Genomic DNA, 25,063 nt, shown 5'->3' on the forward strand with positions numbered 1-25,063 from the left:
GCCGGTCAGCCGAGGCGCGGGTCCCGAGGCTGCTGCGGCTGCTGAGGCTGCTGCTGCGGCGGGGCCGGGGGCTGCTGCCAGGGCTGGCCGGGCTGCGGGTAGGGCTGCGGGTACGGCTGCTGCGGGGGCTGCTGGTACGGGGGCTGGGCCTGGGGCTGGCCGTACGGCGGCTGCTGTTGCGGTTGGGGCTGCTGGGGGTGCTGCGGGTGCTGCTGGTGCGGGGCTCCCCAGTGGCCCTGCGGGGCCTGCTGCTGGGCCCGCAGGAAGTCCTCCGCCACGAGGGCCGAGAGGTTGAAGTAGGCCTCGCGGGTCTTGGGCCGCATCATGTCCAGATCGACTTCGGCCCCGGCCGCGAGGTGCTCGTCGAACGGCACGACGACGACGCCGCGGCAGCGGGTCTCGAAGTGCTGCACGATGTCCTCGATCTTGATCATCTTGGCGGTCTCGCGGACCCCCGAGATGACGGTGAGCGAGCGGGAGACGAGGTCGGCGTACCCGTGGGCGGACAGCCAGTCGAGGGTGGTGCTGGCGCTGCTGGCGCCGTCCACGGACGGGGTCGAGATGATGATGAGCTGGTCGGCCAGGTCCAGGACCCCGCGCATGGCGGAGTAGAGCAGTCCGGTGCCCGAGTCGGTGAGGATGATCGGGTACTGGCGGCCGAGCGTCTCGATGACGCGGCGGTAGTCCTCGTCGTTGAAGGTCGTCGAGACGGCCGGGTCCACGTCGTTGGCGATGATCTCCAGGCCGGAGGGCGCCTGGGAGGTGAACCGGCGGATGTCCATGTACGAGTTCAGGTACGGGATCGCCTGGACCAGGTCCCGGATCGTGGCCCCGGTCTCGCGGCGCACGCGACGGCCGAGGGTTCCGGCGTCGGGGTTCGCGTCGATGGCCAGGATCTTGTCCTGGCGCTCGGTGGCGAGGGTGGCGCCGAGGGCGGTGGTGGTCGTGGTCTTGCCGACGCCGCCCTTGAGGCTGATGACGGCGATGCGGTAGCAGGACATGACCGGGGTGCGGATCAGCTCCAGCTTGCGCTGGCGCTCCGCTTCGGCCGCCTTGCCGCCGAAGCGGAACCGGCCGCCGGCGTTGTTGTTGTTGCTCTTGGGCTTCTGCTTGTTGCGCAGGAGGCGGTCGGAGGAGAGCTCGACGGCGGCCGTGTAGCCGAGCGGCGCCCCGCCGGCCGGCTGGCCGGAGTAGCGGGGGTCGTGCGGCTGCGGGGGCTGCGGGTGTGGTTGCTGCGGTCCCCCCGTGGGCCACTGGACGCCGGAGCGGGGATCGTGCTGCGGTACCGGGGCCGGGGCCGGGGGGACCGGAGCCGGAGCGGGCGGCTGGAACGTGTAGTCGTCCGAGGCCGCGAACGAGGGCGGCTGCGGCGGCAGTTGAGCGCCGGGTCCCCCGAACGGGTTCTCGGCACCGGCGTGCGGTACGTCCGAAGGGCTGACCGGCGCAGCCTGCTCCACGGCGGGCGCGGGCGCCTCGGCCTCGGCCTGCGGCAGCGCCGGGGCCTCGACGGGCGCGGGTGCGTCGGCCGGGGGAAGGGCCGGGGCCTGGTACGCCGGAGGTTCGACCGGGGCCGGGGCCGGGGCCTCGACGGGCGTGGGCGCGGGCGATTCGGCCTGAGGCAGCGCCAGCGCCGGGTACGCCGGTGCCTCGATCCGGGCCGGGACCTCCGCCGGTGCCTGGGGAGCGGCCGGTGCCGGCTCCTCGGCCTCGGCCGGGGCCCGGAACGCCGGAACCTCGACCGGGGTCATGGCCGGAGCCTGAAACGGCGGGGCCGCGTCGACCGGAGCCGGAGGCTCGACCGGGGCCGGGGCCGGGGCCGGGGCCTGAGGCGGCACCGGGGTGGGCAGGCCCGCACCGTCGGACGGGGGCCGCGGAGCCGGCGGAGCCATCCGCATCGTCGGGGGCGAGGCCACGTCCGACGGGCGGTGGGGCTCAAAGCCGCTGCCCTCGGGCAGCCCCGGTACCTGCGCGGCCGGAGCCGCGCCCTGCGTGTACCAGGCCGGCGGGGTGTAGTCGATGGTGAACTCGCCCGTCAGCTCGGGCTCCGCGTCGGACTGATCGTCCGTCGGGACGTCCCACGTCCCGCCGCGCCTCTCGTTCCGATCGCCGTTCACTGGTCCTCCTGGTCTGTCGAACACTGGTCCGGCGCCCACCTCGCGCCGCGCCCACGCTCAGCCTAATCGCGGCCCGGTACCGGTGTCCGCCCCCGTCTGCCCTGTCCGCGCTCAGTCGATCCGCCGGGCCGTGCCCAACAAGCCCGTCTCCGCTTCCGTCCCCTGCGTCATCACGAACTGCCGGTCCCGTGGCGTGCACCACAGGGTCACCCCGTCGCCGAGCGTCGGCAGGGAATCCACCGCGGGCCGCGGCAGGCTCATCAGCCGGCCGATCTGCTCCGCCTCGTCCGGCGACACCCGCTGCACGCCCACCAGCGAGGACTGCTGGAGCAGCCGGGGCGCCGTCGGGCTCAGATACGGCAGCAGCGTCAGCACCGACTGCCAGGGCCCGGCCACCACGCGCCCGCGCGGCGGCCGCATCCCGCAGTCCCGGATCACCAGCACCGGGCTGCCCGCCGACGCGCCCTGCGGAGGCACCCGGCCGACCTCGTGCAGGGTCACGCACTGCTGCCCGCCGCCCGCCGTGCGGGCCAGTCCGGCCCATACGTGCGCGCGCCCGGTCTCCACCGCCACCCGGGCACCGGTGGCCGCCGCGCGCAGCGCCAGCACCTGCGCCGTCCACAGGCCGCCGATCAGCGTCACCTCGTACGGTGTGGGCCGGTTGACGCCGAGCACCGCGGACCGCCCCTCCGCGTCCACGCCGATGACGACCCCGTCGTCACCGACGGGCAGCGAGAGCAGGTCGAGGTCCACCGCGGGCACCACATGGCGCTCCCGCCGCGGGCCGACCAGCCCGAAACCGCCCCTCATCGCGCACCTCCCAGCGGCAGCGAAGCCAGCAGCCCCGGCACCTGTTCCCGGTCGAGCCGGACCAGCCCGGTCTTCACGCCCCGCGCCGTCCGCTCCAACTCGCGCCGGGCGGCGACCAGTTCCTCGTCGCTGCGTCCCGTCACCCGGACGTGCCCGGTCAGCGTCACGCCCTGGCGCTCCGCCGGGGCCAGCGTCAGGCTGAAGTTCGTCGCGAGGGCCGGCAGCGAGGTCAGCAGCGCCACGAACTGCGGCAGCGGAGCCGCCCCCGCGCCGCCCAGCTGCGGCCAGCGGCCTATGCAGTACGTGGTGTGCCGCCGGTCGTCGCAGCGCCAGGTCCGCGGGGTCTCCTCCGTACGCCGTCCCGTACTGGCCGAGCGCCCTGCCTGGGTGATGGCCATCGGGTTCGCGCACGAGGAGGTGGCCAGCGCCGCGGTGAGCTCCTGCTCGGTCAGGACGGTGGCCGTGAAACCGGCCCCGGCCAGCCGGCTCGCCAACTGGTCGGCCGCCCGCACCACACACCGCTGGGCACCCGCCAGCCCTCCGCCGCGCGCGGTGACCGCCTCGGGGCACAGCTCCGGGTCGAGCTTGAGCGCGATCCAGGTGAGCCGCACCGCCGGGGTGCCGGTCCGGGCCTGCAGCGGCGCGTAGTTGCGCGTGGCCATCGACTGGGCGGGCAGGTGCGGGGCCGGCGCGGGCTGCGTGTGCTGCACCAGCTGCGCGGACTCCAGCCGGATCCCGTCCACTTCGAGGATGTCCCGTACGACGGCCAGCGGCAGCGGCCGCGCCCCGCGGTCGGGCCGCAGCGCGGTGGCGTCCGTGTCCACCTGGACGACCGCGGTCAGGAAGGTCCCGTCGCCGATCATGCCGACCGGCCGCCGGTCGCGGTCGCTGAAGGTCAGGGTGCGCAGCGCCGGATCGGCCTCGACGAGCGGGGCCAGCCCGGGCTCCGTACCGGCGGGCACGGTGAGGGACGCGGCCCGGCGGCGCCGTGCGCGCAGGGCGAGCGCACCGGCGATCCACTCGGGCAGGGAGCGCTGGTGCCGGCGTACGACCGCGAGCATCACCAGCACGAGCGCGAGGGCGCCGGCGGGAACCAGCAGCACCGGTTCGACCACCCAGGCCACCAGCAGCACGGCCGCGGCCACCTGGAGCAGAACGAGCTGTTGCAATCGGAACGGGCCGAAGCGGCCGGGGCTGGACTTCGGATGCGGCGTCACTCCGCCGCGTGCGGGTGCGGCCGCGCCGGTCTGCGGCTGCGTTGCCGTGGCCATCACTCGCGCACTTCCCCTTTCCAGGGCCAGACCCCGTGAGTTCCGGCCCGGCGCGACGGCAGCCGCACGGCCCCGGAACCTCCCCAATCCACCCCAACAAGCCCTGATGCCCTGATGACCCCTGAATGCTGCGGTGCGGAAGGCGCTGAGCGGCAACCTCACCCTACCCGGCCCCTGCATACCGTCGGTCAAGAGGCATAGTAGGTGCCCGGTCCGACAAACGAGGCTCGGGGACCGTACTCACCGACCGGGCCGTGCGGGGAGAAGCAGACGGTCATGGCATCACGACGTGATGAGCTCAACGCGTACACCTTTGCGAAGCGGCGCACGGTGGCGGCGTTCCTCCAGCCGTCCGCGACGGGCACCGAGGAGGGCGCTCCGCGCCCGCTGCGCGCGGTCGTCCCGGGCGTGGTCATCGCCGCCGTCCTGCTCGCCGCCTTCGGCGCCTGGGGCATGTTCAAGCCCACGGCCCCCAAGGGCTGGGCGGAGCCCGGAACCAAGGTGATCGTCGGCAAGCAGTCGACGACCCGCTACGTGGTCCTGACGACGAAGGTGAACGGCAAGGACCAGACCCGCCTGCACCCGGTCCTGAACCTGGCCTCCGCCCGACTGCTGCTGGATCCCTCGAAGTTCAAGGTGATCCAGGTGGACGACAAGGTCCTGGACGCGGGCAAGCCGCCACGCGGCCCCATCATCGGCATCCCGTACGCCCCCGACCGGCTCCCCGCCAAGGAGGACGCGGGCAAGCCCAAGCGCTGGGCCGTCTGCCAGCAGCCGGGCGGCAACAACCGAGGAGTGCAGACCGCCACGTTCGTGCTCGCCGACCGCGAGGCGCACCTGACGGACGACCCGCGCAGGCTCACCGACACCCAGATGCTGTACGTGCAGAGCACCGGCGCGGGCAAGGAGCGCTACGTCGTCGACGCGACCGGCACGAAGTACAAGTTCCCCGAGGGCACCCCGGCCGCGGGCACGATGACCAACGCCCTCGTCGGTACGGGCGCCACCCCGCAGCCGGTCACCGAGCAGTGGCTGGCCACCCTCAACTCCGGCGACGACCTGTCCTTCCCGCAGCTGCCCGGCAAGGCCGGCGCCAACGCCGACGTCAAGGGCCTGGTCACCGCGGACAACAAGGTCGGCATGGTGCTCAGCGCCCAGACGGGCTCCGGCACCCAGCACTACGTCGTCCTGCCCGGGAAGGTCGCGCCGGTCTCCGAGTTCGTCGCGTGGCTGCTGATCTCCGCGCCCGCGACCGACGGCCTCAACATGCACGGCAAGGCCCGCGAGGTCGACCTCCAGGCCCTCAGCCCGGACCCCGCCCCGTTCGGCGGAGACCTCAAGTGGCCGCAGCGGAAGACGGAGCGGGTCAACCAGAGCGCACCGGCCGCCGCGTCCCAGGCCGGCGGCCCCGGCGGCCGCGACACCGTCTGCAACGTCCTGCGCACCGTCGACGGCCAGGGCAACCAGACCCTGAGCACCTGGGCCGGCACCGGCTTCCCCATCGACATCACCGCCAGCGGCACCAGCGCGTACGTCACCCCGGGCTCGGGGCTGCTCTACACGCAGATCCAGGGCAAGCAGACCACCGCCGGCGGCTCCCTCTTCCTGGTCGCCGACACGGGCCTGCGCTACGCCGTCCAGGCCAACGGCGACAGCGACGCCGAGCAGTCGAAGATCGGCGCCCCCGACCAGCAGGCGAAGGGCGCCGCGGGAGGCACCCCCGGCGCCCCCGAGCCCAGCCAGGCGCAGATCCGGCTCGGCTACGCGGGCGTCACCCCGGCCATGGTGCCCATCGCCTGGTCGGAGTTCCTCTCCAAGGGCCCGCGGCTGGACACCAACTCCGCCCGCCAGCCGCAGGGTTCGTGAGGTAGCCGCCGATGAACCGGATGCCCTGGCGGCGGCGCGCTCCGCTCGCCGCCGCAGCCTTCGCCCTCGTCGGGGTCTGCGCCGCCGCGCCCGCGGCCTCCGCCGCCCCGCCCGAGCCCCCGCACACCCTGCGCCCCGACGGCGCCGGCGAGTGCACCTTCCCCATGAAGAAGCAGATCGCGGACCGCCCCTGGGCCCTGCAGCGGCTCCTCCTCGACGAGCTGTGGGCCCACACCAAGGGCAAGGACAAGAACGGCAACAGCGTCCGCGTCGCGGTCATCGACACCGGTGTGGACCGGGCGAACCCGCAGCTGAGCGGCGCCCTCGACATCGGCGCCGGCAAGGACCTGATCGACCCCAAGGGCGGCGACGGCACCACCGACACCGTCGGCCACGGCACCAAGGTCGCCGGGCTGATCGCGGCCCGCCCCCAGGAGGGCACCGGCTTCGTCGGCCTGGCCCCGGACGCCACGATCATCCCGATCCGGCAGAACGACGGGCAGGGCAAGGGCAACGCCCTCTCCCTGAGCCAGGCGATCGACCACGCGGTCGCCAAGGGCGCCCAGGTCATCAACATCTCCCAGGACACCGACGTGCCGCTGACCGCGGACTCCGAGCTCGGCAAGTCGGTGCAGAAGGCCATCGACGCCAAGGTCGTGGTGATCGCCTCGGCGGGCAACGACGGAATGAGCGGCGAGAAGCGCAAGACCTACCCGGCGGCCTTCCCCGGCGTGCTCGCCGTGGGCGCCTCGGACCGCAACAACGAGCGGGCCGCGTTCTCCCAGCCGGGCGACTTCATCGGGGTGGCGGCGCCCGGCGTCGACATGGTCTCCACGGTCCCGGGCTTCGGCCAGTGCATCGACAACGGCACCAGCTTCTCCGCCCCGTACGTCGCCGGGGTCGCCGCCCTGCTCCGCGCCAAGCACGGGGACTGGACGGCGCAGCAGATCGTCTGGCAGATCCAGAACACCGCCGAACGCTCGGTCAAGGGCCGCGACGACTACGTCGGCTGGGGGATCGTCGACCCGGTGCGCGCGCTCAGCCAGGACCGCGAGGCTCCCAAGGCGCCCGTCCCGGACCCCGGCCCGCCGCCGGCCGCCGCCCCGGAGGCGGCCGCGCTCCAGGTCACCGAGACGGCCCAGGAGCGGGAGGAGCGGTTGGGCACGTACGCTCTGGGCATCGGCGCCGTCCTGATCGCCGTGACCGCGGGGACGGCGACCGTCGTCCGGGATGCCCGGAACCGCCGACGCCGTTTGCAGTGAACGGTCACAGTTCGTCTACGGAAGCAACCCACTGGTGTTGGGCCGTGAGGCTGAACTGACTAGAGTGACGGCAGGCTTCACGAATGTGATCGGGGGATCGCGTGAAGCGGAGGGGGATGTCCGGGGCGCGTGACTCAACGCCGTGCCGGGAACCTCCGCTCCGCCACGCAATCCGCCGGTTCTGCCGGCGAATTGAGAAGTGAGGAGCATCGGATGACCATGAACACCTTCGGTCTCGCGGACGATCCGGTCGTCAAGGCGGCCAACAGGATCTCCGAGACGGCCAACGCCGTCACCACCCAGGCCCGCGAGCTGGCGGACATCATCGCCACCGTCAGCGCCGGCTGGACCGGTGTCGGCGCCGCCGGATTCGCCAAGGCCCAGTCGGACCTCAACGTCGAGCACGACGAGATCCGCCGGCTGCTCGGCGTGCTGCACAACGCCGTCTCGCAGACCAAGAACCTGAGCAACGCCCAGGACGAGGACGTGCGCGCGGCCTTCCGCGCCGTGGCCCCCTCCGGCGGCGGCACGGGCGGCGCCCGCTCCGGCCTCGACGGCATCTGACCGGCGTCGTTCCCAGCCACCACCCGAGCGAAGGAGAAGAGCATGTCCGCAAACGACGGCAACACCCGGGTACGGTACGAAACCGTCCAGCAGATGGCGGACCGCATCCGCGTCGTGTCGAACAACATCATCAAGGACCTGGCCGAGATGGAGCAGGCCGTGAAGGTGGTCACCGACACCTGGGACGGTGAGGCGCACCGCGAGTACGTCACCCTCCAGACCAAGTACAAGCGCATCGCCGACGAGATGCAGAAGAAGCTCGAGACGGTCGCCAAGCTCATCGAGCAGGGCAAGGGCGACTACCGCGCCACCGACGTGAAGGCCTCGCGCCTGTTCACCGAGGCCTACTGAGCCTCGCCGCCGAGCCCGTACGCGCCGAAGGGGCGCGCCCGCACCGGGCGCGCCCCTTCGCCGTGCACTGCCGTCCCGCCGGGCCGCTCAGGGCCGGTGGCGGTCGAGGTCGAACTCGCCGTCCCGGGCGCCGAGCACGAAGGCCTCCCACTCCGCCGCGGTGTACCGCAGCACCGTCTCCCGGTCCAGCGAGGACCGCATGGCCACCGCACCCTCGGGCAGCCGGGCGATCTCGACCCGCTCCTCGTCGGGGCTGGTCCCGGGCGGGCCCTCCCACTCCACGCCGCTGATGTCGAGCGCGTACAGCTCGTCCTTCTCCTGCTGGGTGCCCATGGTGCGGCCTTTCCCCTCGGTGGCGCGGTCTTCACCGCCGATTATCGGCCCTGCGCCGCCCGGGGGGACGGCTTTGCTCACATCCCCGGCATCCGCCCGAGCTGCACCAGCGAGGTACCGCGCCGGCGCGAGGAGAAGTACGCCCGGCCCGGCGGCATCGGACGCGGCCGCACGGTGCCGATCAGATCGCCCTCGGAGGGATCGCCGGACAGGACGACGCCCTGCGCGCCCAGCTCCTTGATCCGCTGCATGAACGGCTCGTACATCGACCGCGAGGCGCCCGCCGAGTTCCGCGCGATGACGAAGCGCACGCCCGTGTCCCGGGCGAAGGGCAGGAACTCCACCAGCGGTGCCAGCGGATTGCCCTGGCTCGTGGCCACCAGGTCGAAGTCGTCGATGAGGATGAACACGTCCGGACCCGTCCACCAGCTGCGGTCGCGCAACTGCTGCGGAGTGACGTCGTTCGGCGGCTGCCGGCGGGAGAACACCCCGCCCAGCGCCTCCATGTGCATCTGCAGCGAGCTCGCCATCGGCGCGTACTCCAGCAGATGCGCCTCCGGAAGCGCCCCGAGCAGGCCCCGCCGGTAGTCGCCCACGACCAGGCGCGCCTGTTCCGGCGTGTAACGCTCCGAGATCTGCCGGGCGATGAGCCGCAGCAGGTTCGTCTTGCCCGACTCGCTCTCGCCGAAGACGAGGAGGAAGGGGTCGGTGTCGAAGTCGACGAACACCGGCTCCAGGTCCGTCTCGTCGATGCCGATCGCGATCCCGCGGCCGGGCTGGTCCCCGCCCCTGGGCAGCTGGTCGGCATGGAGCAGCCGCGGCAGCAGCCGCACCCCGGGGGCCGCGGCCCCCGCCCAGTGCCGTTTCACCGCGTCCACGAACGCGGCCGTGGCCTCCGACAGGTCCGCCGGGTCGTGCGAGCCGTCGATCCGCGGGAGCGCGCCCAGGAAGTGCAGCTTCTCCGGGACCTGGCCGCGGCCCGGCATCCCGGTGGGGACGTTCGCCGCGACCTTCCGGTCGAACTCCGAGTCCATGACGTCGCCGAGCCGCAGCTCCAGGCGGCTGAGCATCTGGTCCTTGAGCGCCGCGCGCACCTCCATGTACCGCGCCGCGGTGATCACCACGTGGATGCCGTAGCCCAGGCCGCGCGCGGCGATGTCCGTGACCACCTGCTCCAGGCCCTCGTACTCGCCGCGGAAACCGCCCCAGCCGTCCACGACCAGGAACACGTCGCCCCACGGCTCGCCGGGCAGCTCGCCCGCCGCCCGCCGGCGCCGGTACGTACCGATCGAGTCGATGTTGTTCGCGCGGAAGAACTCCTCGCGGCGGTTGAGGATGCCCCCCACCTCCGCGACGGTACGGCGCACCCGCTCCGGGTCCAGCCGCGAGGCGATCCCGCCCACGTGCGGCAGCTCGGCGACCGACGACAGGCTGCCACCGCCGAAGTCCAGGCCGTAGAACTGCACTTCGCGCGGAGTGTGCGTGAGCGCGAACGAGGAGATCAGCGTCCGCATCAGCGTGGACTTGCCCGACTGCGGACCGCCCACCACCATCATGTGGCCCGCCGCACCCGAGAAGTCCCGGTACAGCACCTCGCGCCGCTGCTCGAACGGCTTGTCGATGAGGCCGAGCGGTACGACGAGCCCGCCGGGCCGCGTGTACCCCTCCGCGTGCAGCCCGCGCTCGGCGCTCGGCGCCAGCGCCGGCAGCAACTGGTCCAGCGGCGGAGCCTGGTCCAGCGGCGGCAGCCACACCTGGTGCGCCGGCACGCCCTGCCCCTCCAGCCGGCTCACGATCACGTCCAGCACCGTGTCGGCGAGCGCGTCGTCCTCCCGCGCCGACTGCGCCGCCAGGTACGCCGGATCGGGAGCCGCGTACACCACCGGCACCGGCGCCGCGGTGAACAGTGCGGGCCGCCGCTCCACCGGGAACAGGCCCACCGACAGGTCCGGCCCGCCCGAGCGGTAGGTGCCCGAGACGTACGCCGCCTTGAAGCGGGTCATCTCGTCCGTACCGAACTTCAGATAGCCCGAACCGGGCACCGACGGCAGGTGGTAGGCGTCCGGCACACCGATCGCCGTCCGCGACTCCGCCGCCGAGAAGGTCCGCAGACCGATCCGGTACGAGAGGTACGTGTCCAGCCCGCGCAGCTTGCCCTCCTCCAGCCGCTGCGAGGCCAGCAGCAGGTGCACGCCCAGCGACCGGCCGATCCGGCCGATCTGGATGAACATGTCGATGAAGTCCGGCTTCGCCGTCAGCAGCTCGCTGAACTCGTCGATGACCAGTACCAGCGAGGCCAGCGGCTCCAGCGGGGCGCCGGCCGCGCGGGCCTTCTCATAGTCGTGGATGTTCGCGTAGTTGCCCGCGGCGCGCAGCAGCTCCTGCCGGCGCTGCAGCTCGCCGCGGATCGAGTCGCCCATCCGGTCCACGAGCGTCAGATCGTCCGCCAGGTTGGTGATGACGGCCGCCACGTGCGGCATCTGCCCCATGCCGGTGAAGGTCGCACCGCCCTTGAAGTCGGCGAGGACGAAGTTCAGCGTCTCCGAGGTGTGCGTGACCGCCAGACCCAGCACGAGGGTGCGCAGCAGTTCCGACTTGCCGGAACCCGTCGCACCCACGCACAGGCCGTGCGGACCCATGCCCTCCTGCGCGGCCTCCTTGAGGTCCAGCATCACCGGGGTCCCGTCCTCGCCGACACCGATCGGCACGCGCAGCCGCTCGCCGGCCGACCGCGGCCGCCAGGTGCGGGCCACGTCCACGGCGGCCGCGTCGCCCAGGTTCAGCAGGTCCGTGAAGTCCAGGTTGGCCAGCAGCGGCTCGTCGTCGTCCCCGCCGCCCGTGCGCAGCGGGGCCAGCTGGCGGGCCAGCGCCTCCGCCGCGGGCAGCGACAGGGTGTCCGGCGTGCCCTCGTACGCGACGCCCGCGCCCGACTCCAGGCGCAGCCGGCCCGGCCGCACCACGACCGACAGCCCCCCGCGCGGCTCGTCCAGCTCGCCCGCGACCACCTCCACGATGGTCACACCCTGCAAACCCTCCGCGGCCGCGAACACCGAGTCCGGCGGCACGAGACCGCCGCGGGGCGAGTTGGTGTCCAGGACCACCACCAGGTGCGGCTGGTCCAGCACCGGCGACACCTCACGGCTGAACCGCGGCCGCCCCTCCAGCCGGGGCGCCAGCAGCCCCTCCAGCTCACCCAGGTCGTCGCCGAACAGCCGCTTCGTACCGGCCCCGTCCACCTGCCCGGGTACCTGCGTGTGCGGCAGCCACTTCGTCCAGTCCCACGACGGCACCGCGCCCGGCGCGGCCACCACGGCCACCACCAGGTCCTCGGGGGAGTGCAGCGTCGCCAGCTGCGCCACCAGCGCCCGCGCCGTACCGCGCGCCGACTCCGCCTCACCCGACACGGTCACGTGGTAGAACGCCCGGATCGACACCGCCATCGGCAGCCCGTCCAGCGAGGAGTGCACCTTCAGGAACCGCTGCATCGCGCCCGCCGTCAACGGCTCCAGCTCGTCCACCGGCGCCGTGTCCGGCGCCACCAGCGGAGTCGCCAGACGCTGCGAGCCCAGCCCGAGCCGCGCCTGGCCGAAGTCCGGGTCGCCCACCCGCCGTTCCCACAGCCGCGACCCCTCGGCCACCACCGACCACAACTGGTCCGGAGCAGGGTGCAGGTACAACTGCGCGTCGCGCTGCGCCCGCGCGGTCCGGCGCACCTGACGGCGCGTCTGCGCAAGGTATTTGAGGTAGTCCCGGCGCACATCGGCCATTTGCCCCTGCGTACCCCGGCGGTGCCGCACCAGCTGCGCCACGACCATCGCCACCGTCGACGCGAGCATCAGCACACCCATGATGCGCATGAACGGCGCGGCGCCCGGCATGAAGAAGAACACGGCGGAAGAGCCCATGCCGAGCATCGGCAGGAGCTGCATCAGCATGCCCTCCTGCTGCCCCCGGGGAAGCTCCGGCGGCGCCTCCAGCCGCAGCTCGTCCGAAGGCACTTCGGGCGGCAGGGACCGCGGCGGTCGTTTGACGACGATCTGGCTCACCGGAGCATCAATCCCTCGAAAACGGACGGGACACCGCATCCGGCGCCCCCAAGTCCCGGGCGCGGAGGGGGTCTCCTCCACGCGACGGTGATCCTACTTGCCGACAGTCGGGCAAGAGCCCGGTAGGGTGACGCGCGCAGCATGCGCATCCGCGAATCGCCCGCCTCCGCGGGCACCTACACGGGGGGTCACACAGGTGAGTACGGCCGGGGCGACGGGTTTTTGCAGGGTCACCGTCGTGGCTCCCGACAGCCGGATCGACGTCGCCCTCCCCGAGGACATCGCCGTCGCCGACGTCTACCCCGAGCTGCTGCGCCTCACCGGCCAGACCCAGCCCGTCGGCGCACCGACCGGCTTCCACCTCGTACGCCGCTCCGGCACCGTCCTCGACGGCGCCCGCACCCTCGCCGCCCAGCAGGTCCTCGACGGCGAGGTGCTCAGCCTGCGCCCCTTCGCCGAGTCCCTGCCGCCCGCCGTCTTCGACGACGTCTCCGACGCCGTCGCCTCGGCCGTCGTCCGCGACCGGCACCGCTGGAGCGACGACATGCTGCGCGGCGCCGGCCTCGCCGGAGCCGCACTGCTCCTCGTCATGCTCGGATTCGTCCTCTGGTACGCCGACCCCCTGCGCCACGACATGCACGGCCTGCCCGGGATCATCGCGGCCGCCGTCGGCGTCCTGCTCACCGCCGTGGCCGGCGTCCGCGCCCGCGTCTACCGCGACCGCGGCTCCGCCGTCGCCCTCGGCCTCAGCGCCCTCCCGCACCTGCTGATCGCCGGCAGCGGGATCATCGCCCCCGCCGCCGGCCAGGGACCGGGCCGCCTCCAGTTCCTGCTCGGCTGCGTCTGCGTCCTCGTCGCCTCCGTGGCCCTGGTCGCCCTCACCCCCAGCGGCGACGCCCCCTTCGTCGCGGCCACCTTCGTCGCCGCCACCGGCACCCTGGCCACCTTCACGGCCATCGCCACCGAGGCCTCCGCGACCGCCACCGCCGCCGCGTGCGCACCCGTCGCGATCGGCCTCGTCGCCTTCCTGCCCGGCCTCTCCGCCCGCTTCGCCCGCCTGCCGATCGGCTACGCCGCCCCGCGGAGCGCCACGGAGGAGTACGTCGACCACGCAGGCACCCCCGACCGCTACGAGGCCGACCCGTACGGCGACCAGTCCGGTCCCGACCAGCACGACCAGGGCGCCCCGCTCGACGCCGAGGCGATCGCCGCCCAGGCCCGCCGCGGCCACGAGATGCTCCTCGGCCTGGTCGGCGGCTGCGCCGCCGTCGCCGTGGGGGCCGCCGCCGTCCTCGGTTTCTCCGACAACACCTGGGGCCGGCTGCTGGCCCTCGCCACCGGCCTCGCCATGCTGCTGCGCGCCCGGCTCTTCCGCTACACCTCCCAGGTGGTGTGCGCGCTGACCGCCGGGATCGTCGCCGTAGCCCTGCTGATCCTGGGCCTGGCCCTGCACCCGCCGGCCGACCTGATGGAGGCCCTGGTCCTGAAGCAGGACCACAGCGGCCTGGAGCTCCGCACGATCTGGCTGACCGCCGCCGTCGCCGCCGGTGCGGCCCTCCTCGCGGGAATTGCGCTTGTCATCCCGCGCAAGGGCCTGTCACCCTTCTGGGGAAGGCTGCTCGACCTCACCGAGGCGGCGGTCCTGCTCAGCCTGGTCCCCCTGGCCCTGGCCGTGCTGGACGTCTACTCCCGGGCCCGCGCTCTCACCAGCTGAGACGCCGCGACCCGGCAGCCTGGTACGCTGTGTGACGGCCGTTTGTGTACGCGCCCCCGGAACTCTCTGGAGGCTGCGCTCAGCGGACCCCGCCTCCCGAGTTACGGAAGATCCCCAGAGAATTCGACCTGGGGCACTCGGTGGCAACGAAGACCTAAACGAGGAGTACGCGTGCCGCTCGACGCCGCTACGAAGAAGCAGATCATCGCAGAGTTTGGTGCCAAGGAGGGCGACACCGGCTCCCCCGAGGTCCAGGTCGCGATGCTGTCCCGCCGCATCTCTGACCTGACCGAGCACCTCAAGACGCACAAGCACGACCACCACTCCCGTCGTGGTCTGCTGATCCTGGTCGGCCAGCGTCGCCGCCTGCTGCAGTACCTGGCCAAGAAGGACATCCAGCGCTTCCGTACGCTGGTCGAGCGCCTCGGCATCCGCCGCGGTGCGGCCGGCGCCAAGTAAAGCGCTGTGAAGGGAGCGGTTCCCACATCCGGGGGCCGCTCCCTTTGCTGTACGTGCGGACCGCACCGGACCCTTTGTAGTCTGGAAACGACGCACGTGCGCGTCTGAGTCAGACGCGCACAACTGAAGAGGAGGAGCGCCCTCCCTACGCCGCCGGTCCTCGGTAGTGGCACCCGGAATGCCCCACGGGCACCGAACCGGGTGCTTCGATCGAAGACCGGCCCGCACCCAAGGCGCGCTTCTCCGCACCGTCCACCGCCACACGGGCGGCGGACGGAGACGACGAATATGGAGAAAACGCTAGTGGAGAACGAGACCCACTACGCCGAGGCCGTCATTGACAACGGCACCTTCGGCACCCGCACCATCCGCTTCGAGACGGGCCGTCTGGCCCGCCAGGCCGCTGGCTCCGCCGTTGCCTACCTGGACGACGACACGATGGTGCTTTCCGCGACCACCGCGTCGAAGAAGCCCAAGGACCAGCTCGACTTCTTCCCCCTGACGGTGGACGTCGAGGAGCGGCAGTACGCCGCCGGCAAGATCCCCGGCTCCTTCTTCCGCCGCGAGGGCCGGCCCTCCGAGGACGCGATCCTCACCTGCCGCCTGATCGACCGCCCGCTGCGCCCGTCCTTCAAGAAGGGCCTGCGCAACGAGATCCAGGTCGTCGCCACGATCATGGCGCTCAACCCGGACCACCTGTACGACGTCATCGCGATCAACGCCGCGTCCGCGTCCACCCAGCTGGCCGGCCTGCCCTTCTCCGGCCCGATCGGCGGCGTCCGCGTCGCGCTGATCCGCGGCCAGTGGGTGGCCTTCCCGACGCACACCGAGCTCGAGGACGCCGTCTTCGACATGGTCGTCGCGGGCCGCGTCCTGGAGGACGGCGACGTCGCGATCATGATGGTCGAGGCCGAGGCCACCGAGAAGACCATCGCCCTCGTCAAGGGCGGCGCCGAGGCGCCGACGGAGGAGGTCGTGGCCGCGGGTCTCGACGCCGCGAAGCCGTTCATCAAGGTCCTCTGCAAGGCCCAGGCCGACCTGGCCGCCAAGGCCGCCAAGCCCGAGGGCGAGTTCCCGGTTTTCCTGGACTACCAGGACGACGTGTACGAGGCCCTCGCGGCCGCCGTCAAGGGCGAGCTCTCCCAGGCGCTGACCATCGCGGGCAAGCAGGACCGCGAGACCGAGCTGGACCGCGTCAAGGAGATCGCCGCCGAGAAGCTCCTCCCGGCCTTCGAGGGCCGCGAGAAGGAGATCTCCGCCGCCTACCGCAGCCTGACCAAGGCCCTGGTGCGCGAGCGCGTCATCAAGGACAAGGTCCGCATCGACGGCCGCGGGATCACGGACATCCGTACCCTCGCCGCCGAGGTCGAGGCCATCCCGCGCGTGCACGGCTCGGCGCTGTTCGAGCGTGGCGAGACCCAGATCCTGGGCGTCACCACCCTCAACATGCTCCGCATGGAGCAGCAGCTGGACACCCTCTCCCCGGTGACCCGCAAGCGCTACATGCACAACTACAACTTCCCGCCGTACTCCGTCGGTGAGACCGGCCGCGTCGGTTCGCCGAAGCGCCGCGAGATCGGCCACGGCGCGCTCGCCGAGCGCGCGATCGTGCCGGTCCTCCCGACCCGCGAGGAGTTCCCGTACGCGATCCGCCAGGTGTCCGAGGCCCTCGGCTCCAACGGTTCGACGTCCATGGGCTCGGTCTGCGCCTCCACCATGTCGCTGCTGAACGCCGGTGTGCCCCTCAAGGCCCCCGTCGCCGGCATCGCCATGGGCCTGATCTCCCAGGAGATCGACGGCAAGACCCACTACGTCGCCCTCACCGACATCCTCGGTGCGGAGGACGCCTTCGGCGACATGGACTTCAAGGTCGCCGGCACCAAGGAGTTCGTCACCGCGCTCCAGCTCGACACCAAGCTGGACGGCATCCCGGCCTCCGTCCTGGCCGCGGCCCTCAAGCAGGCCCGCGACGCCCGCCTCCACATCCTCGACGTGATGATGGAAGCGATCGACACCCCGGACGCCATGTCCCCGTTCGCCCCCCGGATCATCACCGTCAAGATCCCGGTGGACAAGATCGGTGAGGTCATCGGCCCCAAGGGCAAGATGATCAACCAGATCCAGGAGGACACCGGCGCCGAGATCACGATCGAGGACGACGGCACCATCTACATCGGTGCCTCCGACGGCCCGGCCGCCGAGGCCGCCCGCGCCACGATCAACAGCATCGCCAACCCGACCATGCCGGAGGTCGGCGAGCGCTACCTGGGTACGGTCGTCAAGACCACCACCTTCGGTGCCTTCGTCTCCCTGCTCCCGGGCAAGGACGGCCTGCTGCACATCTCGCAGATCCGCAAGCTCGCCGGTGGCAAGCGCGTGGAGAACGTCGAGGACGTGCTCGCGGTCGGCTCCAAGGTCCAGGTGGAGATCGCCGAGATCGACCAGCGCGGCAAGCTCTCCCTGATCCCCGTGATCGACGGCGAATCTGCAGGTGACGCCGACAATGACGCTGACAAGGACGACTCCGACAAGTGATGTCGCGTAGTTCCCGTGTGACGGCCCGCCCCTCTTCGGAGGGGCGGGCCGTCGCCCGTACCCAAACCCTTCTCAAGGGGCAGAACGGCATCGGCACCGTCCGGCGCACCGTCCTGCCCGGCGGACTGCGCATCGTCACCGAGACGCTGCCCTCCGTCCGCTCCGCCACCTTCGGCATCTGGGCGCACGTCGGCTCCCGTGACGAGACGCCCACCCTGAACGGCGCCACGCACTACCTGGAGCACCTCCTCTTCAAGGGCACCGCCCAGCGCAGCGCCCTCGACATCTCCTCCGCGATCGACGCGGTCGGCGGCGAGATGAACGCCTTCACGGCGAAGGAGTACACCTGCTACTACGCCCGGGTGCTCGACACCGACCTGCCGCTGGCCATCGACGTGGTCTGCGACATGCTCACCGGCTCGCTGATCCGCGAGGAGGACGTCGACGCCGAGCGCGGCGTCATCCTCGAAGAGATCGCGATGACCGAGGACGACCCGGGCGACATGGTCCACGACCTGTTCGCGCAGACCATGTACGGGGACACCCCCCTGGGCCGGCCCGTCCTCGGAACCGTGGACACGATCAACGCCCTGGGCGCCGACCGGATCCGCCGCTTCTACAAGAAGCACTACGACCCGACCCACCTCGTGGTGGCCGCCGCCGGCAACGTCGACCACAACAAGGTGGTGCGCCAGGTCCGCGCCGCCTTCGAGAAGGCCGGCGCACTGACCCGCACCGACGCCGAGCCGATCGGCCCGCGCACCGGCACCCGGCGCATCCGCACCTCCGGCCGCGTGGAGCTGGTGGGCCGCAAGACCGAGCAGGCCCACGTGGTCCTCGGCATGCCCGGCCTCGCCCGCACCGACGAGCGGCGCTGGGCGATGGGCGTGCTGAACACCGCCCTGGGCGGCGGCATGTCCTCCCGCCTCTTCCAGGAGGTCCGGGAGAAGCGGGGCCTGGCCTACAGCGTGTACTCGTACACCTCGGCCTTCGCCGACACCGGCCTCTTCGGCGTCTACGCGGGCTGCCGCCCCAACCAGGTCCACGACGTGCTCCGGATCTGCCGAGACGAGCTCGACAAGGTCGCCTCCGACGGACTCGGCGACGAGGAGATCAAGCGGGCCATCGGCCAGCTCTCCGGCGGGACCGTCCTCGGCCTGGAGGACACCGGCGCGATCATGAACCGGATCGGCAAGAGCGAGCTCTGCTGGGGCGACCAGATGTCGGTCGACGACATGCTGGCCCGGATCGCCTCCGTGACCCCGGACGACGTCCGCGCGGTCGCACAGGATGTACTGGCCCAACGGCCCTCGCTCGCGGCGATCGGCCCGCTGAAGGAGAAGCAGGCGGCCCGTCTCGACGAAGCGGTCGCCTAGTCCGTACGCACGTAAGGAAGCAAGCAACATGAGCAAGCTGCGCGTGGCAGTCCTCGGCGCACAGGGCCGCATCGGCTCCGAAGCGGTCAAGGCGGTCGAGGCCGCGGACGACATGGAACTGGTGGCCGCCCTCGGCCGCGGCGACAAACTGGAGACGCTGGCCGAGGCCGGCGCCCAGGTCGCCGTCGAGCTGACCACCCCCGCCTCGGTGATGGAGAACCTGGACTTCCTCATCCGCCACGGCATCCACGGAGTGGTCGGCACCACCGGATGGACCGAGGACCGCCTCGCCCAGCTGGACACCTGGCTCGCCGCTTCGCCCGGCACCGGTGTGCTCATCGCGCCGAACTTCTCCATCGGCGCGGTCCTCACCATGAAGTTCGCCGCCCAGGCCGCCCGCTACTTCGAGTCCGTCGAGGTCGTCGAGCTGCACCACCCGAACAAGGTCGACGCCCCCTCGGGCACCGCGACCCGCACGGCGCAGCTCATCGCGGCCGCCCGGGCCGAGGCCGGCCTCGGCGCCCAGCCCGACGCCACCGCCACCGCACTCGACGGCGCCCGCGGCGCGGACGTCGACGGCGTCCCGGTGCACGCGGTCCGCCTGCGCGGCCTGCTGGCCCACCAGGAGGTGCTGCTCGGCGGCGAGGGCGAAACCCTGACCATCCGTCACGACTCCCTGCACCACAGCAGCTTCATGCCGGGCATCCTGCTCGGCGCCCGCCGTGTGACGCAGACCCCGGGCCTCACCTTCGGCCTGGAACACTTCCTCGACCTCGGCTGATCCGGTAGTCCTCCCATGCGCGCGAAGATCACGTACTTCCTCACGGCCGCCGTCCTGGTCGTCTACTTCGTCCTGGTCGGCAGCCGGGGCCTGATGCTGATCCGGCAGGGCACCTGGCTCACCGTCACCTTCGGTGCGGCCGTGCTGGTCCTGCCGGTCATCGGCGTCTGGTTCCTCTGGAAGAACACCCAGTTCGTCACCAGGGCCAACCAGCTCGCGACCGAGCTGGAGGCCGAGGGCGGGCTGCCCGTGGACGAGCTGGAGCGGGACCAGTACGGGCGGATCCTGCGGGACTCCGCCGACGAGGTCTTCGCGCGCCGCAAGGCCGAGACCGAGGATGCGCCGGGGGACTGGCGCAGCTGGTTCCGGCTCGCCGTCGCCTACCACGACGCCCGTGACACCCCGCGGGCCCGCAAGGCCATGCAGCGCGCGATCGCCCTGCATGACAGCCCGGCCCGGTGAGTCCGCCCGTACGGGCCTGACGGCCGTACGGGCTTCCCGTGCGCGTGGGGCGTCGGATCAGGCGAGCGCGGGCCGGTACTCGTCGGCCCAGGCCCCGACCGTGTCGGCGGCCCGGTCGAAGGCCTCGGCCCGCGACAGGAAATCGGCGTTGTGGTCGGTCAGCAGCGCCGGCAGCTCCGAGCCCCCGCGCGTGGCCACGGTCAGGGCCTGCCCCTGCACGGTCCGCGGCAGACCCAGCCAGCGCACCGGCTGCTGCACCGTGCGCAGCTCGGTGATCTCGCTCCACGCGATCGAGCGGGTCCCGAAGAACCCCACCCGGCGCAGTCCCGTACGGCTCACCCAGACGCCCGCGCGCAGCAGCCGCAGCGCCGAACCGATGACGGCGAGAGCGGCGACGAGGCAGACCGTGGCCCCGCCCCAGGCGCCGGCGAAGGCGACGATCATCGTCGACAGCAGCATGAACGCCGACAGCAGGAGCAGCAGCGCGGCGACGCCCACCCGCCAGGGGCCCGGCCGGTAGGGGCGCCGCCAGCGGTCGTGGTCGGCATGGTCCGGCACCTCATCGCCGTAGTCGTCCGTCTGGGACACACCGTCGGCCGTCAGGAAGGGCAGGGGCACGGCTGGACCTCACTCACATGCACGTTCGGTTGGGCTGTGACCGTGAGGCTACCGCCCCTGGGAGGCCTCCGACTGCTGCGACTTCTCCGGTGCCTTGCTCGGCTGCAGTGCGGGCATGCCGAAGACCAGCGAGCCGGCCAGCCCGGCAACCACGGTCAGCCCGACCAGACTACGGGCGGCGAGCTGGGTCTTGCTCAGGCGCTCGCGCGGCGGCGGAGTGACGTTGCTGCGGAAGCGGTCGGCCTCGGCGACGAAGGCGAACGGGACGGCTTCCCGTCGGCGGAACATGGGGCCACTCTCCTCACGATCGGTGTGCGTTCTCTTACGTAGGACGTCCCAGAGGCCCAATCGGTGCCGGGTTTGGGCACATTAACGAAAATCCATGGCACCGAGGGCCGCAGGCGGCGACGTAGAGTGGGCGCGCCCCAGGACGCACGTTTGGAAGGACCCCCGGTGAGCGAGACCACCGCTTCAGATCTGAAACCCAGCTTCCGCAGCGAGGTGACGGTGGAGCTGGTGAAGCACTCCGCCGCCGACTCCGACGTGCTCTGGGCCGCCCGCGTCTCCACGGCCGGCGAGCAGTCCCTCGAGGAGCTGCAGAAGGATCCGGAGCGCTCCAAGGGCCTGATCAACTACCTGATGCGGGACCGCCACGGCAGCCCCTTCGAGCACAACTCGATGACCTTCTTCATCAGCGCCCCGATCTTCGTGTTCAGGGAGTTCATGAGGCACCGCGTCGGCTGGTCCTACAACGAGGAATCCGGTCGCTACAGGGAGCTCGAGCCGGTCTTCTACGTCCCGGACGCCGAGCGCAAGCTCGTCCAGGAGGGCCGCCCGGGCAAGTACGTCTTCGTCGAGGGCACCGAGGCGCAGCAGGAGCTGACCGGCCGGGTCATGGAGGACTCGTACCGGCAGGCCTACGAGGCCTACCAGGAGATGCTCGCCGCGGGCGTGGCCCGCGAGGTTGCCCGTTCGGTCCTGCCGGTCGGGCTTTTCTCCTCGATGTACGCCACCTGCAACGCCCGCTCGCTCATGCACTTCCTCGGCCTGCGGACCCAGCACGAGCTCGCGAAGGTGCCGTCCTTCCCGCAGCGGGAGATCGAGATGGTCGGCGAGAAGATGGAGCGGCACTGGGCGAAGCTCATGCCGCTCACGTACGCGGCCTTCAACGCCAACGGTCGCGTTGCCCCGTAAGGCCTGATACATGCGTAACGCACGCATGTGCGACTCAAGTCCTAAGTGTCCGTATTGCGGCGTTTCGTAAAGTTCATCTAGGCTGATCAAACGGACCCGGCACTGCTTGAACCCCCGAGCAGGCAGTGCCGGTGTCCAACACTCGGACCCACGTCCCCCGAGGGGACACTGCGAGCATGGCAGCGAGTAGCGTGTTACCCATGGCTCCGATCTCGACTCCGCAGACCCCCTTCGGGCGGGTCCTCACCGCCATGATCACGCCGTTCACGGCGGATGGCGCACTCGACCTCGACGGCGCGCAGCAGCTCGCCGTCCACTTGGTGGACGCAGGCAACGACGGCCTGATCATCAACGGCACCACCGGTGAGTCGCCGACCACCACCGACGCGGAGAAAAACGACCTCGTACGAGCCGTCCTCGAAGCCGTCGGAGACCGCGCCCACGTGGTCGCCGGCATCGGCACGAACGACACCCGCCACACCCTCGAGCTCGCCCGCCAGGCGGAGCGCACCGGCGCCCACGGCCTGCTCGCCGTCACCCCGTACTACAGCAAGCCGCCGCAGGAGGGCCTCTACCGGCATTTCACGGCGATCGCGGACGCCACCGGCCTGCCGGTCATGCTCTACGACATCCCCGGCCGCAGCGGTGTCCCGATCGAGACGGAAACTCTCGTCCGGCTGGCCGAGCACCCCCGTATCGTTGCCAACAAGGACGCCAAGGGCGACCTCGGCCGAGCCGGCTGGGCCATCGCGCAGAGCGGCCTGGCCTGGTACTCCGGCGACGACATGCTGAACCTGCCGCTCCTGTCGATCGGCGCGGCCGGCTTCGTCTCCGTGGTCGGCCACGTGGTCACCCCCGAGCTGCGCGCCATGCTGGAGGCCCACCTGGGCGGAGACGTCCAGAAGGCCACCGAGATCCACCAGAAGCTGCTCCCGGTCTTCACCGGCATGTTCCGCACCCAGGGCGTGATGACCACCAAGAGTGCGCTGAACCTGCAGGGCCTGCCCGCGGGCCCGCTGCGGCTCCCGCTGATCGAGCTGACCGCCGAGGAGACGGAGCAGCTCAAGCGCGATCTCGCCGCCGGCGGGGTACAGCTCTGACAACAGACTTCACAACTGAACAAGCACGACCGAAACAGACAACAGCAAGTGCACGAATGTCATGCGCGCCACGTGCCTTCAGGCACGTGGCGCGTGTGGTGAGGAGAGACTTTTGAGCCATCCGCATCCTGAACTCGGTCCGCCGCCGAAGCTGCCCAAGGGCGGCCTGCGGGTCACCCCCCTGGGCGGCCTCGGCGAGATCGGCCGCAACATGACCGTCTTCGAGTTCGACGGCCGTCTGCTGATCGTCGACTGCGGCGTCCTCTTCCCCGAGGAGGAGCAGCCGGGCATCGACCTGATCCTGCCGGACTTCACGTCCATCCGGGACCGTCTCGACGACATCGACGGCATCGTGCTCACGCACGGTCACGAGGACCACATCGGGGCCGTCCCCTACCTCCTGCGGGAGAAGCCGGACATCCCGCTGATCGGCTCCAAGCTGACGCTGGCCCTCATCGAGGCGAAGCTCCAGGAGCACCGCATCCGCCCCTACACCCTCGAGGTGAAGGAAGGCGAGCGCGAGAACCTGGGCCCCTTCGACTGCGAGTTCATCGCCGTCAACCACTCCATCCCCGACGCCCTGGCCGTCGCGATCCGGACGCCCGCGGGCCTGGTCGTGGCCACCGGCGACTTCAAGATGGACCAGCTTCCGCTGGACAAGCGCCTCACCGACCTGCACGCCTTCGCGCGTCTGAGCGAGGAGGGCATCGACCTCCTCCTCTCCGACTCGACGAACGCCGAGGTCCCGGGCTTCGTCCCGCCGGAGCGGGAGATCTCCAACGTCCTGCGCACGGTCTTCGCGAACGCCCACAACCGGATCATCGTGGCCAGCTTCGCCAGCCACGTGCACCGCATCCAGCAGATCCTCGACGCGGCCCACGAGTACGGCCGCCGGGTCGCCTTCGTCGGGCGCTCGATGGTCCGCAACATGGGCATCGCCCGCGACCTGGGTTACCTGAAGGTCCCGCCGGGTCTCGTCGTGGACGTCAAGACCCTCGACGACCTGCCGGCCCACGAGGTCGTCCTGGTCTGCACGGGTTCCCAGGGCGAGCCGATGGCGGCCCTGTCCCGCATGGCCAACCGCGACCACCAGATCCGGATCGTCCCCGGCGACACCGTGATCCTGGCGTCGTCCCTGATCCCGGGCAACGAGAACGCGGTCTACCGCGTGATCAACGGCCTGACCCGCTGGGGCGCCAACGTCGTGCACAAGGGCAACGCCAAGGTGCACGTTTCCGGCCACGCCTCCGCGGGCGAGCTGCTGTACTTCTACAACATCTGCAAGCCGCGGAACCTGATGCCGGTCCACGGCGAATGGCGCCACCTGCGCGCCAACGCCGAGCTCGGTGCCATGACGGGCGTCCCGAAGGACCGCATCGTCATCGCCGAGGACGGCGTGGTCGTCGACCTGATCGACGGCAAGGCCCGGATCTCCGGCAAGGTGCAGGCCGGCTACGTGTACGTGGACGGCCTCTCGGTCGGCGACGTCACCGAGGCCTCGCTCAAGGACCGCCGGATCCTCGGCGACGAGGGCATCGTCTCGGTCTACGTCGTGGTCGACAGCACCACGGGCAAGGTCGTCAGCGGCCCGAACATCCAGGCCCGCGGCTCCGGCATCGAGGACTCGGCCTTCGGCCCGGTCGTCGCGAAGATCGAGGAAGCCATCGCCAGGGCCGCCGCCGACGGCGTGGCCGAGCCGCACCAGATCCAGCAGCTCATCCGCCGCACGATGGGCAAGTGGGTGTCGGACAGCTACCGCCGCCGCCCGATGATCCTCCCCGTCGTCGTCGAGGTCTGACCCCCGCCGTAGCGACGTCACCGGAGCGGGGCAACCGGATTTGCATCCGGGGGCCCCGCTCCAGTACGTTTACGTCTCCACCCCAGCACGACAACCGGGCGCACACGTGTGTCCGGCCGCGTCATGCGGGCGCGTGGGAATCCAGACCAAGGAGACCTGATAAAGTCTGGTCCACCCGAAAGGGAAAGGCCCCCCGAAGGCCATCGGAATTCCAATCCAGCCGGAAACGGCAGGGAAATGAATCTGATAGAGTCGGAACCGCCGAAAAGGAAAAGCGCGAAAGCGTCTGGACCTGGAAAGCACCGAGGAAATCGGGCCCGAAAGAGTCTGATAGAGTCGGAAACGCAAGAACAGAACGAAAGCCCGGAGGAAAGCCCGAGAGGGTGAGTACAAAGGAAGCGTCCGTTCC

20 protein-coding genes are annotated in these 25,063 nt (G+C 71.4%); 13 read left to right on the top strand and 7 right to left on the bottom strand.

Annotation, left to right across the window (positions count from 1 at the left end):
- Positions 1-5: 5 nt before the first annotated feature.
- From ACZ6I1_RS25840 to eccE, 3 genes are all read right to left on the bottom strand, one after another.
- Positions 6-2,114 (bottom strand): SCO5717 family growth-regulating ATPase, encoded by a 2,109-nt coding sequence (locus ACZ6I1_RS25840; protein WP_469290961.1) that lies wholly within the window; start codon positions 2,112-2,114, stop codon positions 6-8.
- Between the two features lie 111 nt (positions 2,115-2,225).
- Positions 2,226-2,924 (bottom strand): hypothetical protein, encoded by a 699-nt coding sequence (locus ACZ6I1_RS25845; protein WP_469290963.1) that lies wholly within the window; start codon positions 2,922-2,924, stop codon positions 2,226-2,228.
- The gene (gene eccE, locus ACZ6I1_RS25850; RefSeq protein WP_469290965.1) at positions 2,921-4,195 is read right to left on the bottom strand and encodes a type VII secretion protein EccE; all 1,275 of its coding nucleotides are present in this window, start codon (positions 4,193-4,195) and stop codon (positions 2,921-2,923) included. The genes ACZ6I1_RS25845 and eccE overlap by 4 nt, the downstream gene beginning before the upstream one ends.
- Positions 4,196-4,471: 276 nt before the next feature.
- Here eccE and eccB point away from each other — a divergent pair, with 276 nt between their 5' ends.
- The 4 genes from eccB (at position 4,472) to ACZ6I1_RS25870 (ending at position 8,238) form a co-directional block, all read left to right on the top strand.
- Positions 4,472-6,061 carry a type VII secretion protein EccB gene (gene eccB / locus ACZ6I1_RS25855; RefSeq protein ID WP_469290967.1) on the top strand — a complete coding sequence of 530 codons (1,590 nt, stop codon included), beginning with the start codon at positions 4,472-4,474 and terminating at the stop codon, positions 6,059-6,061.
- Positions 6,062-6,081: 20 nt separating this feature from the next.
- Positions 6,082-7,323: a type VII secretion-associated serine protease mycosin gene (mycP, locus tag ACZ6I1_RS25860; protein WP_469290998.1), complete on the top strand. Its 1,242-nt coding sequence runs from the start codon at positions 6,082-6,084 to the stop codon at positions 7,321-7,323.
- 213 nt (positions 7,324-7,536) lie between these two features.
- On the top strand, positions 7,537-7,887 hold the full coding sequence (locus tag ACZ6I1_RS25865; RefSeq protein ID WP_469290969.1) for a WXG100 family type VII secretion target: 351 nt from the start codon (positions 7,537-7,539) through the stop codon (positions 7,885-7,887).
- Between the two features lie 42 nt (positions 7,888-7,929).
- Positions 7,930-8,238 carry a WXG100 family type VII secretion target gene (locus ACZ6I1_RS25870; protein ID WP_469290971.1) on the top strand — a complete coding sequence of 103 codons (309 nt, stop codon included), beginning with the start codon at positions 7,930-7,932 and terminating at the stop codon, positions 8,236-8,238.
- Between the two features lie 87 nt (positions 8,239-8,325).
- Here the strand turns inward: ACZ6I1_RS25870 and ACZ6I1_RS25875 are convergent, their stop codons facing one another.
- On the bottom strand, positions 8,326-8,571 hold the full coding sequence (locus ACZ6I1_RS25875) for a DUF397 domain-containing protein (RefSeq protein WP_351288755.1): 246 nt from the start codon (positions 8,569-8,571) through the stop codon (positions 8,326-8,328).
- A gap of 77 nt (positions 8,572-8,648) precedes the next feature.
- Positions 8,649-12,617, bottom strand: a complete 3,969-nt coding sequence (gene eccCa / locus ACZ6I1_RS25880; protein ID WP_469290973.1) for a type VII secretion protein EccCa — start codon at positions 12,615-12,617, stop codon at positions 8,649-8,651.
- Positions 12,618-12,813: 196 nt separating this feature from the next.
- Between eccCa and eccD the strand changes: the two genes are divergently transcribed.
- The 6 genes from eccD to ACZ6I1_RS25910 all read left to right on the top strand — a co-directional run bounded on the left by eccD (position 12,814) and on the right by ACZ6I1_RS25910 (position 19,944).
- Entirely contained in the window at positions 12,814-14,331 is a 1,518-nt protein-coding gene (gene eccD / locus ACZ6I1_RS25885) for a type VII secretion integral membrane protein EccD (protein WP_469290975.1), read from the top strand.
- Positions 14,332-14,502: 171 nt separating this feature from the next.
- The gene (gene rpsO, locus ACZ6I1_RS25890; RefSeq protein ID WP_007266917.1) at positions 14,503-14,790 is read left to right on the top strand and encodes a 30S ribosomal protein S15; all 288 of its coding nucleotides are present in this window, start codon (positions 14,503-14,505) and stop codon (positions 14,788-14,790) included.
- A 303-nt stretch (positions 14,791-15,093) separates the two neighbouring features.
- Positions 15,094-17,325 carry a polyribonucleotide nucleotidyltransferase gene (locus ACZ6I1_RS25895; RefSeq protein WP_469291000.1) on the top strand — a complete coding sequence of 744 codons (2,232 nt, stop codon included), beginning with the start codon at positions 15,094-15,096 and terminating at the stop codon, positions 17,323-17,325.
- Entirely contained in the window at positions 17,322-18,701 is a 1,380-nt protein-coding gene (locus ACZ6I1_RS25900) for a M16 family metallopeptidase (protein ID WP_469290977.1), read from the top strand. The genes ACZ6I1_RS25895 and ACZ6I1_RS25900 overlap by 4 nt, the downstream gene beginning before the upstream one ends.
- Positions 18,702-18,729: 28 nt before the next feature.
- Positions 18,730-19,482 carry a 4-hydroxy-tetrahydrodipicolinate reductase gene (gene dapB, locus ACZ6I1_RS25905; RefSeq protein ID WP_469290979.1) on the top strand — a complete coding sequence of 251 codons (753 nt, stop codon included), beginning with the start codon at positions 18,730-18,732 and terminating at the stop codon, positions 19,480-19,482.
- 15 nt (positions 19,483-19,497) lie between these two features.
- Positions 19,498-19,944: a hypothetical protein gene (locus tag ACZ6I1_RS25910; protein ID WP_469290981.1), complete on the top strand. Its 447-nt coding sequence runs from the start codon at positions 19,498-19,500 to the stop codon at positions 19,942-19,944.
- A gap of 57 nt (positions 19,945-20,001) precedes the next feature.
- On the opposite strand, the gene ACZ6I1_RS25915 is transcribed toward ACZ6I1_RS25910, so the two are convergent.
- Positions 20,002-20,562 (bottom strand): PH domain-containing protein, encoded by a 561-nt coding sequence (locus tag ACZ6I1_RS25915; protein WP_469290982.1) that lies wholly within the window; start codon positions 20,560-20,562, stop codon positions 20,002-20,004.
- A gap of 48 nt (positions 20,563-20,610) precedes the next feature.
- Complete coding sequence (locus tag ACZ6I1_RS25920) at positions 20,611-20,850, bottom strand: hypothetical protein (RefSeq protein WP_469290984.1); 240 nt, start codon at positions 20,848-20,850, stop codon at positions 20,611-20,613.
- A gap of 165 nt (positions 20,851-21,015) precedes the next feature.
- On the opposite strand from ACZ6I1_RS25920, the gene thyX reads away from it, so the two are divergent.
- The 3 genes from thyX (at position 21,016) to ACZ6I1_RS25935 (ending at position 24,654) form a co-directional block, all read left to right on the top strand.
- Positions 21,016-21,756 carry an FAD-dependent thymidylate synthase gene (gene thyX, locus ACZ6I1_RS25925; protein ID WP_469290985.1) on the top strand — a complete coding sequence of 247 codons (741 nt, stop codon included), beginning with the start codon at positions 21,016-21,018 and terminating at the stop codon, positions 21,754-21,756.
- 200 nt (positions 21,757-21,956) lie between these two features.
- Positions 21,957-22,856: a 4-hydroxy-tetrahydrodipicolinate synthase gene (gene dapA / locus ACZ6I1_RS25930; protein ID WP_469290987.1), complete on the top strand. Its 900-nt coding sequence runs from the start codon at positions 21,957-21,959 to the stop codon at positions 22,854-22,856.
- A 112-nt stretch (positions 22,857-22,968) separates the two neighbouring features.
- A complete protein-coding gene (locus ACZ6I1_RS25935; RefSeq protein WP_469290989.1) occupies positions 22,969-24,654 on the top strand; it encodes a ribonuclease J in 1,686 nt (561 codons plus the stop codon).
- Positions 24,655-25,063 lie beyond the last annotated feature (409 nt).

The organism is Streptomyces sp. NPDC046303 (genome assembly GCF_055588085.1).

What these genes read in the sequence shown, in the direction of transcription:
- ACZ6I1_RS25845 (WP_469290963.1), bottom strand. Translation starts at nt 2,924, where the DNA reads ATGAGGGGCGGTTTCGGGCTGGTCGGCCCGCGGCGGGAGCGCCATGTG.
- eccE (WP_469290965.1), bottom strand. Translation starts at nt 4,195, where the DNA reads ATGGCCACGGCAACGCAGCCGCAGACCGGCGCGGCCGCACCCGCACGC.
- eccB (WP_469290967.1), top strand. Translation starts at nt 4,472, where the DNA reads ATGGCATCACGACGTGATGAGCTCAACGCGTACACCTTTGCGAAGCGG.
- mycP (WP_469290998.1), top strand. Translation starts at nt 6,082, where the DNA reads ATGCCCTGGCGGCGGCGCGCTCCGCTCGCCGCCGCAGCCTTCGCCCTC.
- ACZ6I1_RS25865 (WP_469290969.1), top strand. Translation starts at nt 7,537, where the DNA reads ATGACCATGAACACCTTCGGTCTCGCGGACGATCCGGTCGTCAAGGCG.
- ACZ6I1_RS25870 (WP_469290971.1), top strand. Translation starts at nt 7,930, where the DNA reads ATGTCCGCAAACGACGGCAACACCCGGGTACGGTACGAAACCGTCCAG.
- ACZ6I1_RS25875 (WP_351288755.1), bottom strand. Translation starts at nt 8,571, where the DNA reads ATGGGCACCCAGCAGGAGAAGGACGAGCTGTACGCGCTCGACATCAGC.
- dapB (WP_469290979.1), top strand. Translation starts at nt 18,730, where the DNA reads ATGAGCAAGCTGCGCGTGGCAGTCCTCGGCGCACAGGGCCGCATCGGC.
- ACZ6I1_RS25910 (WP_469290981.1), top strand. Translation starts at nt 19,498, where the DNA reads ATGCGCGCGAAGATCACGTACTTCCTCACGGCCGCCGTCCTGGTCGTC.
- ACZ6I1_RS25920 (WP_469290984.1), bottom strand. Translation starts at nt 20,850, where the DNA reads ATGTTCCGCCGACGGGAAGCCGTCCCGTTCGCCTTCGTCGCCGAGGCC.
- dapA (WP_469290987.1), top strand. Translation starts at nt 21,957, where the DNA reads ATGGCTCCGATCTCGACTCCGCAGACCCCCTTCGGGCGGGTCCTCACC.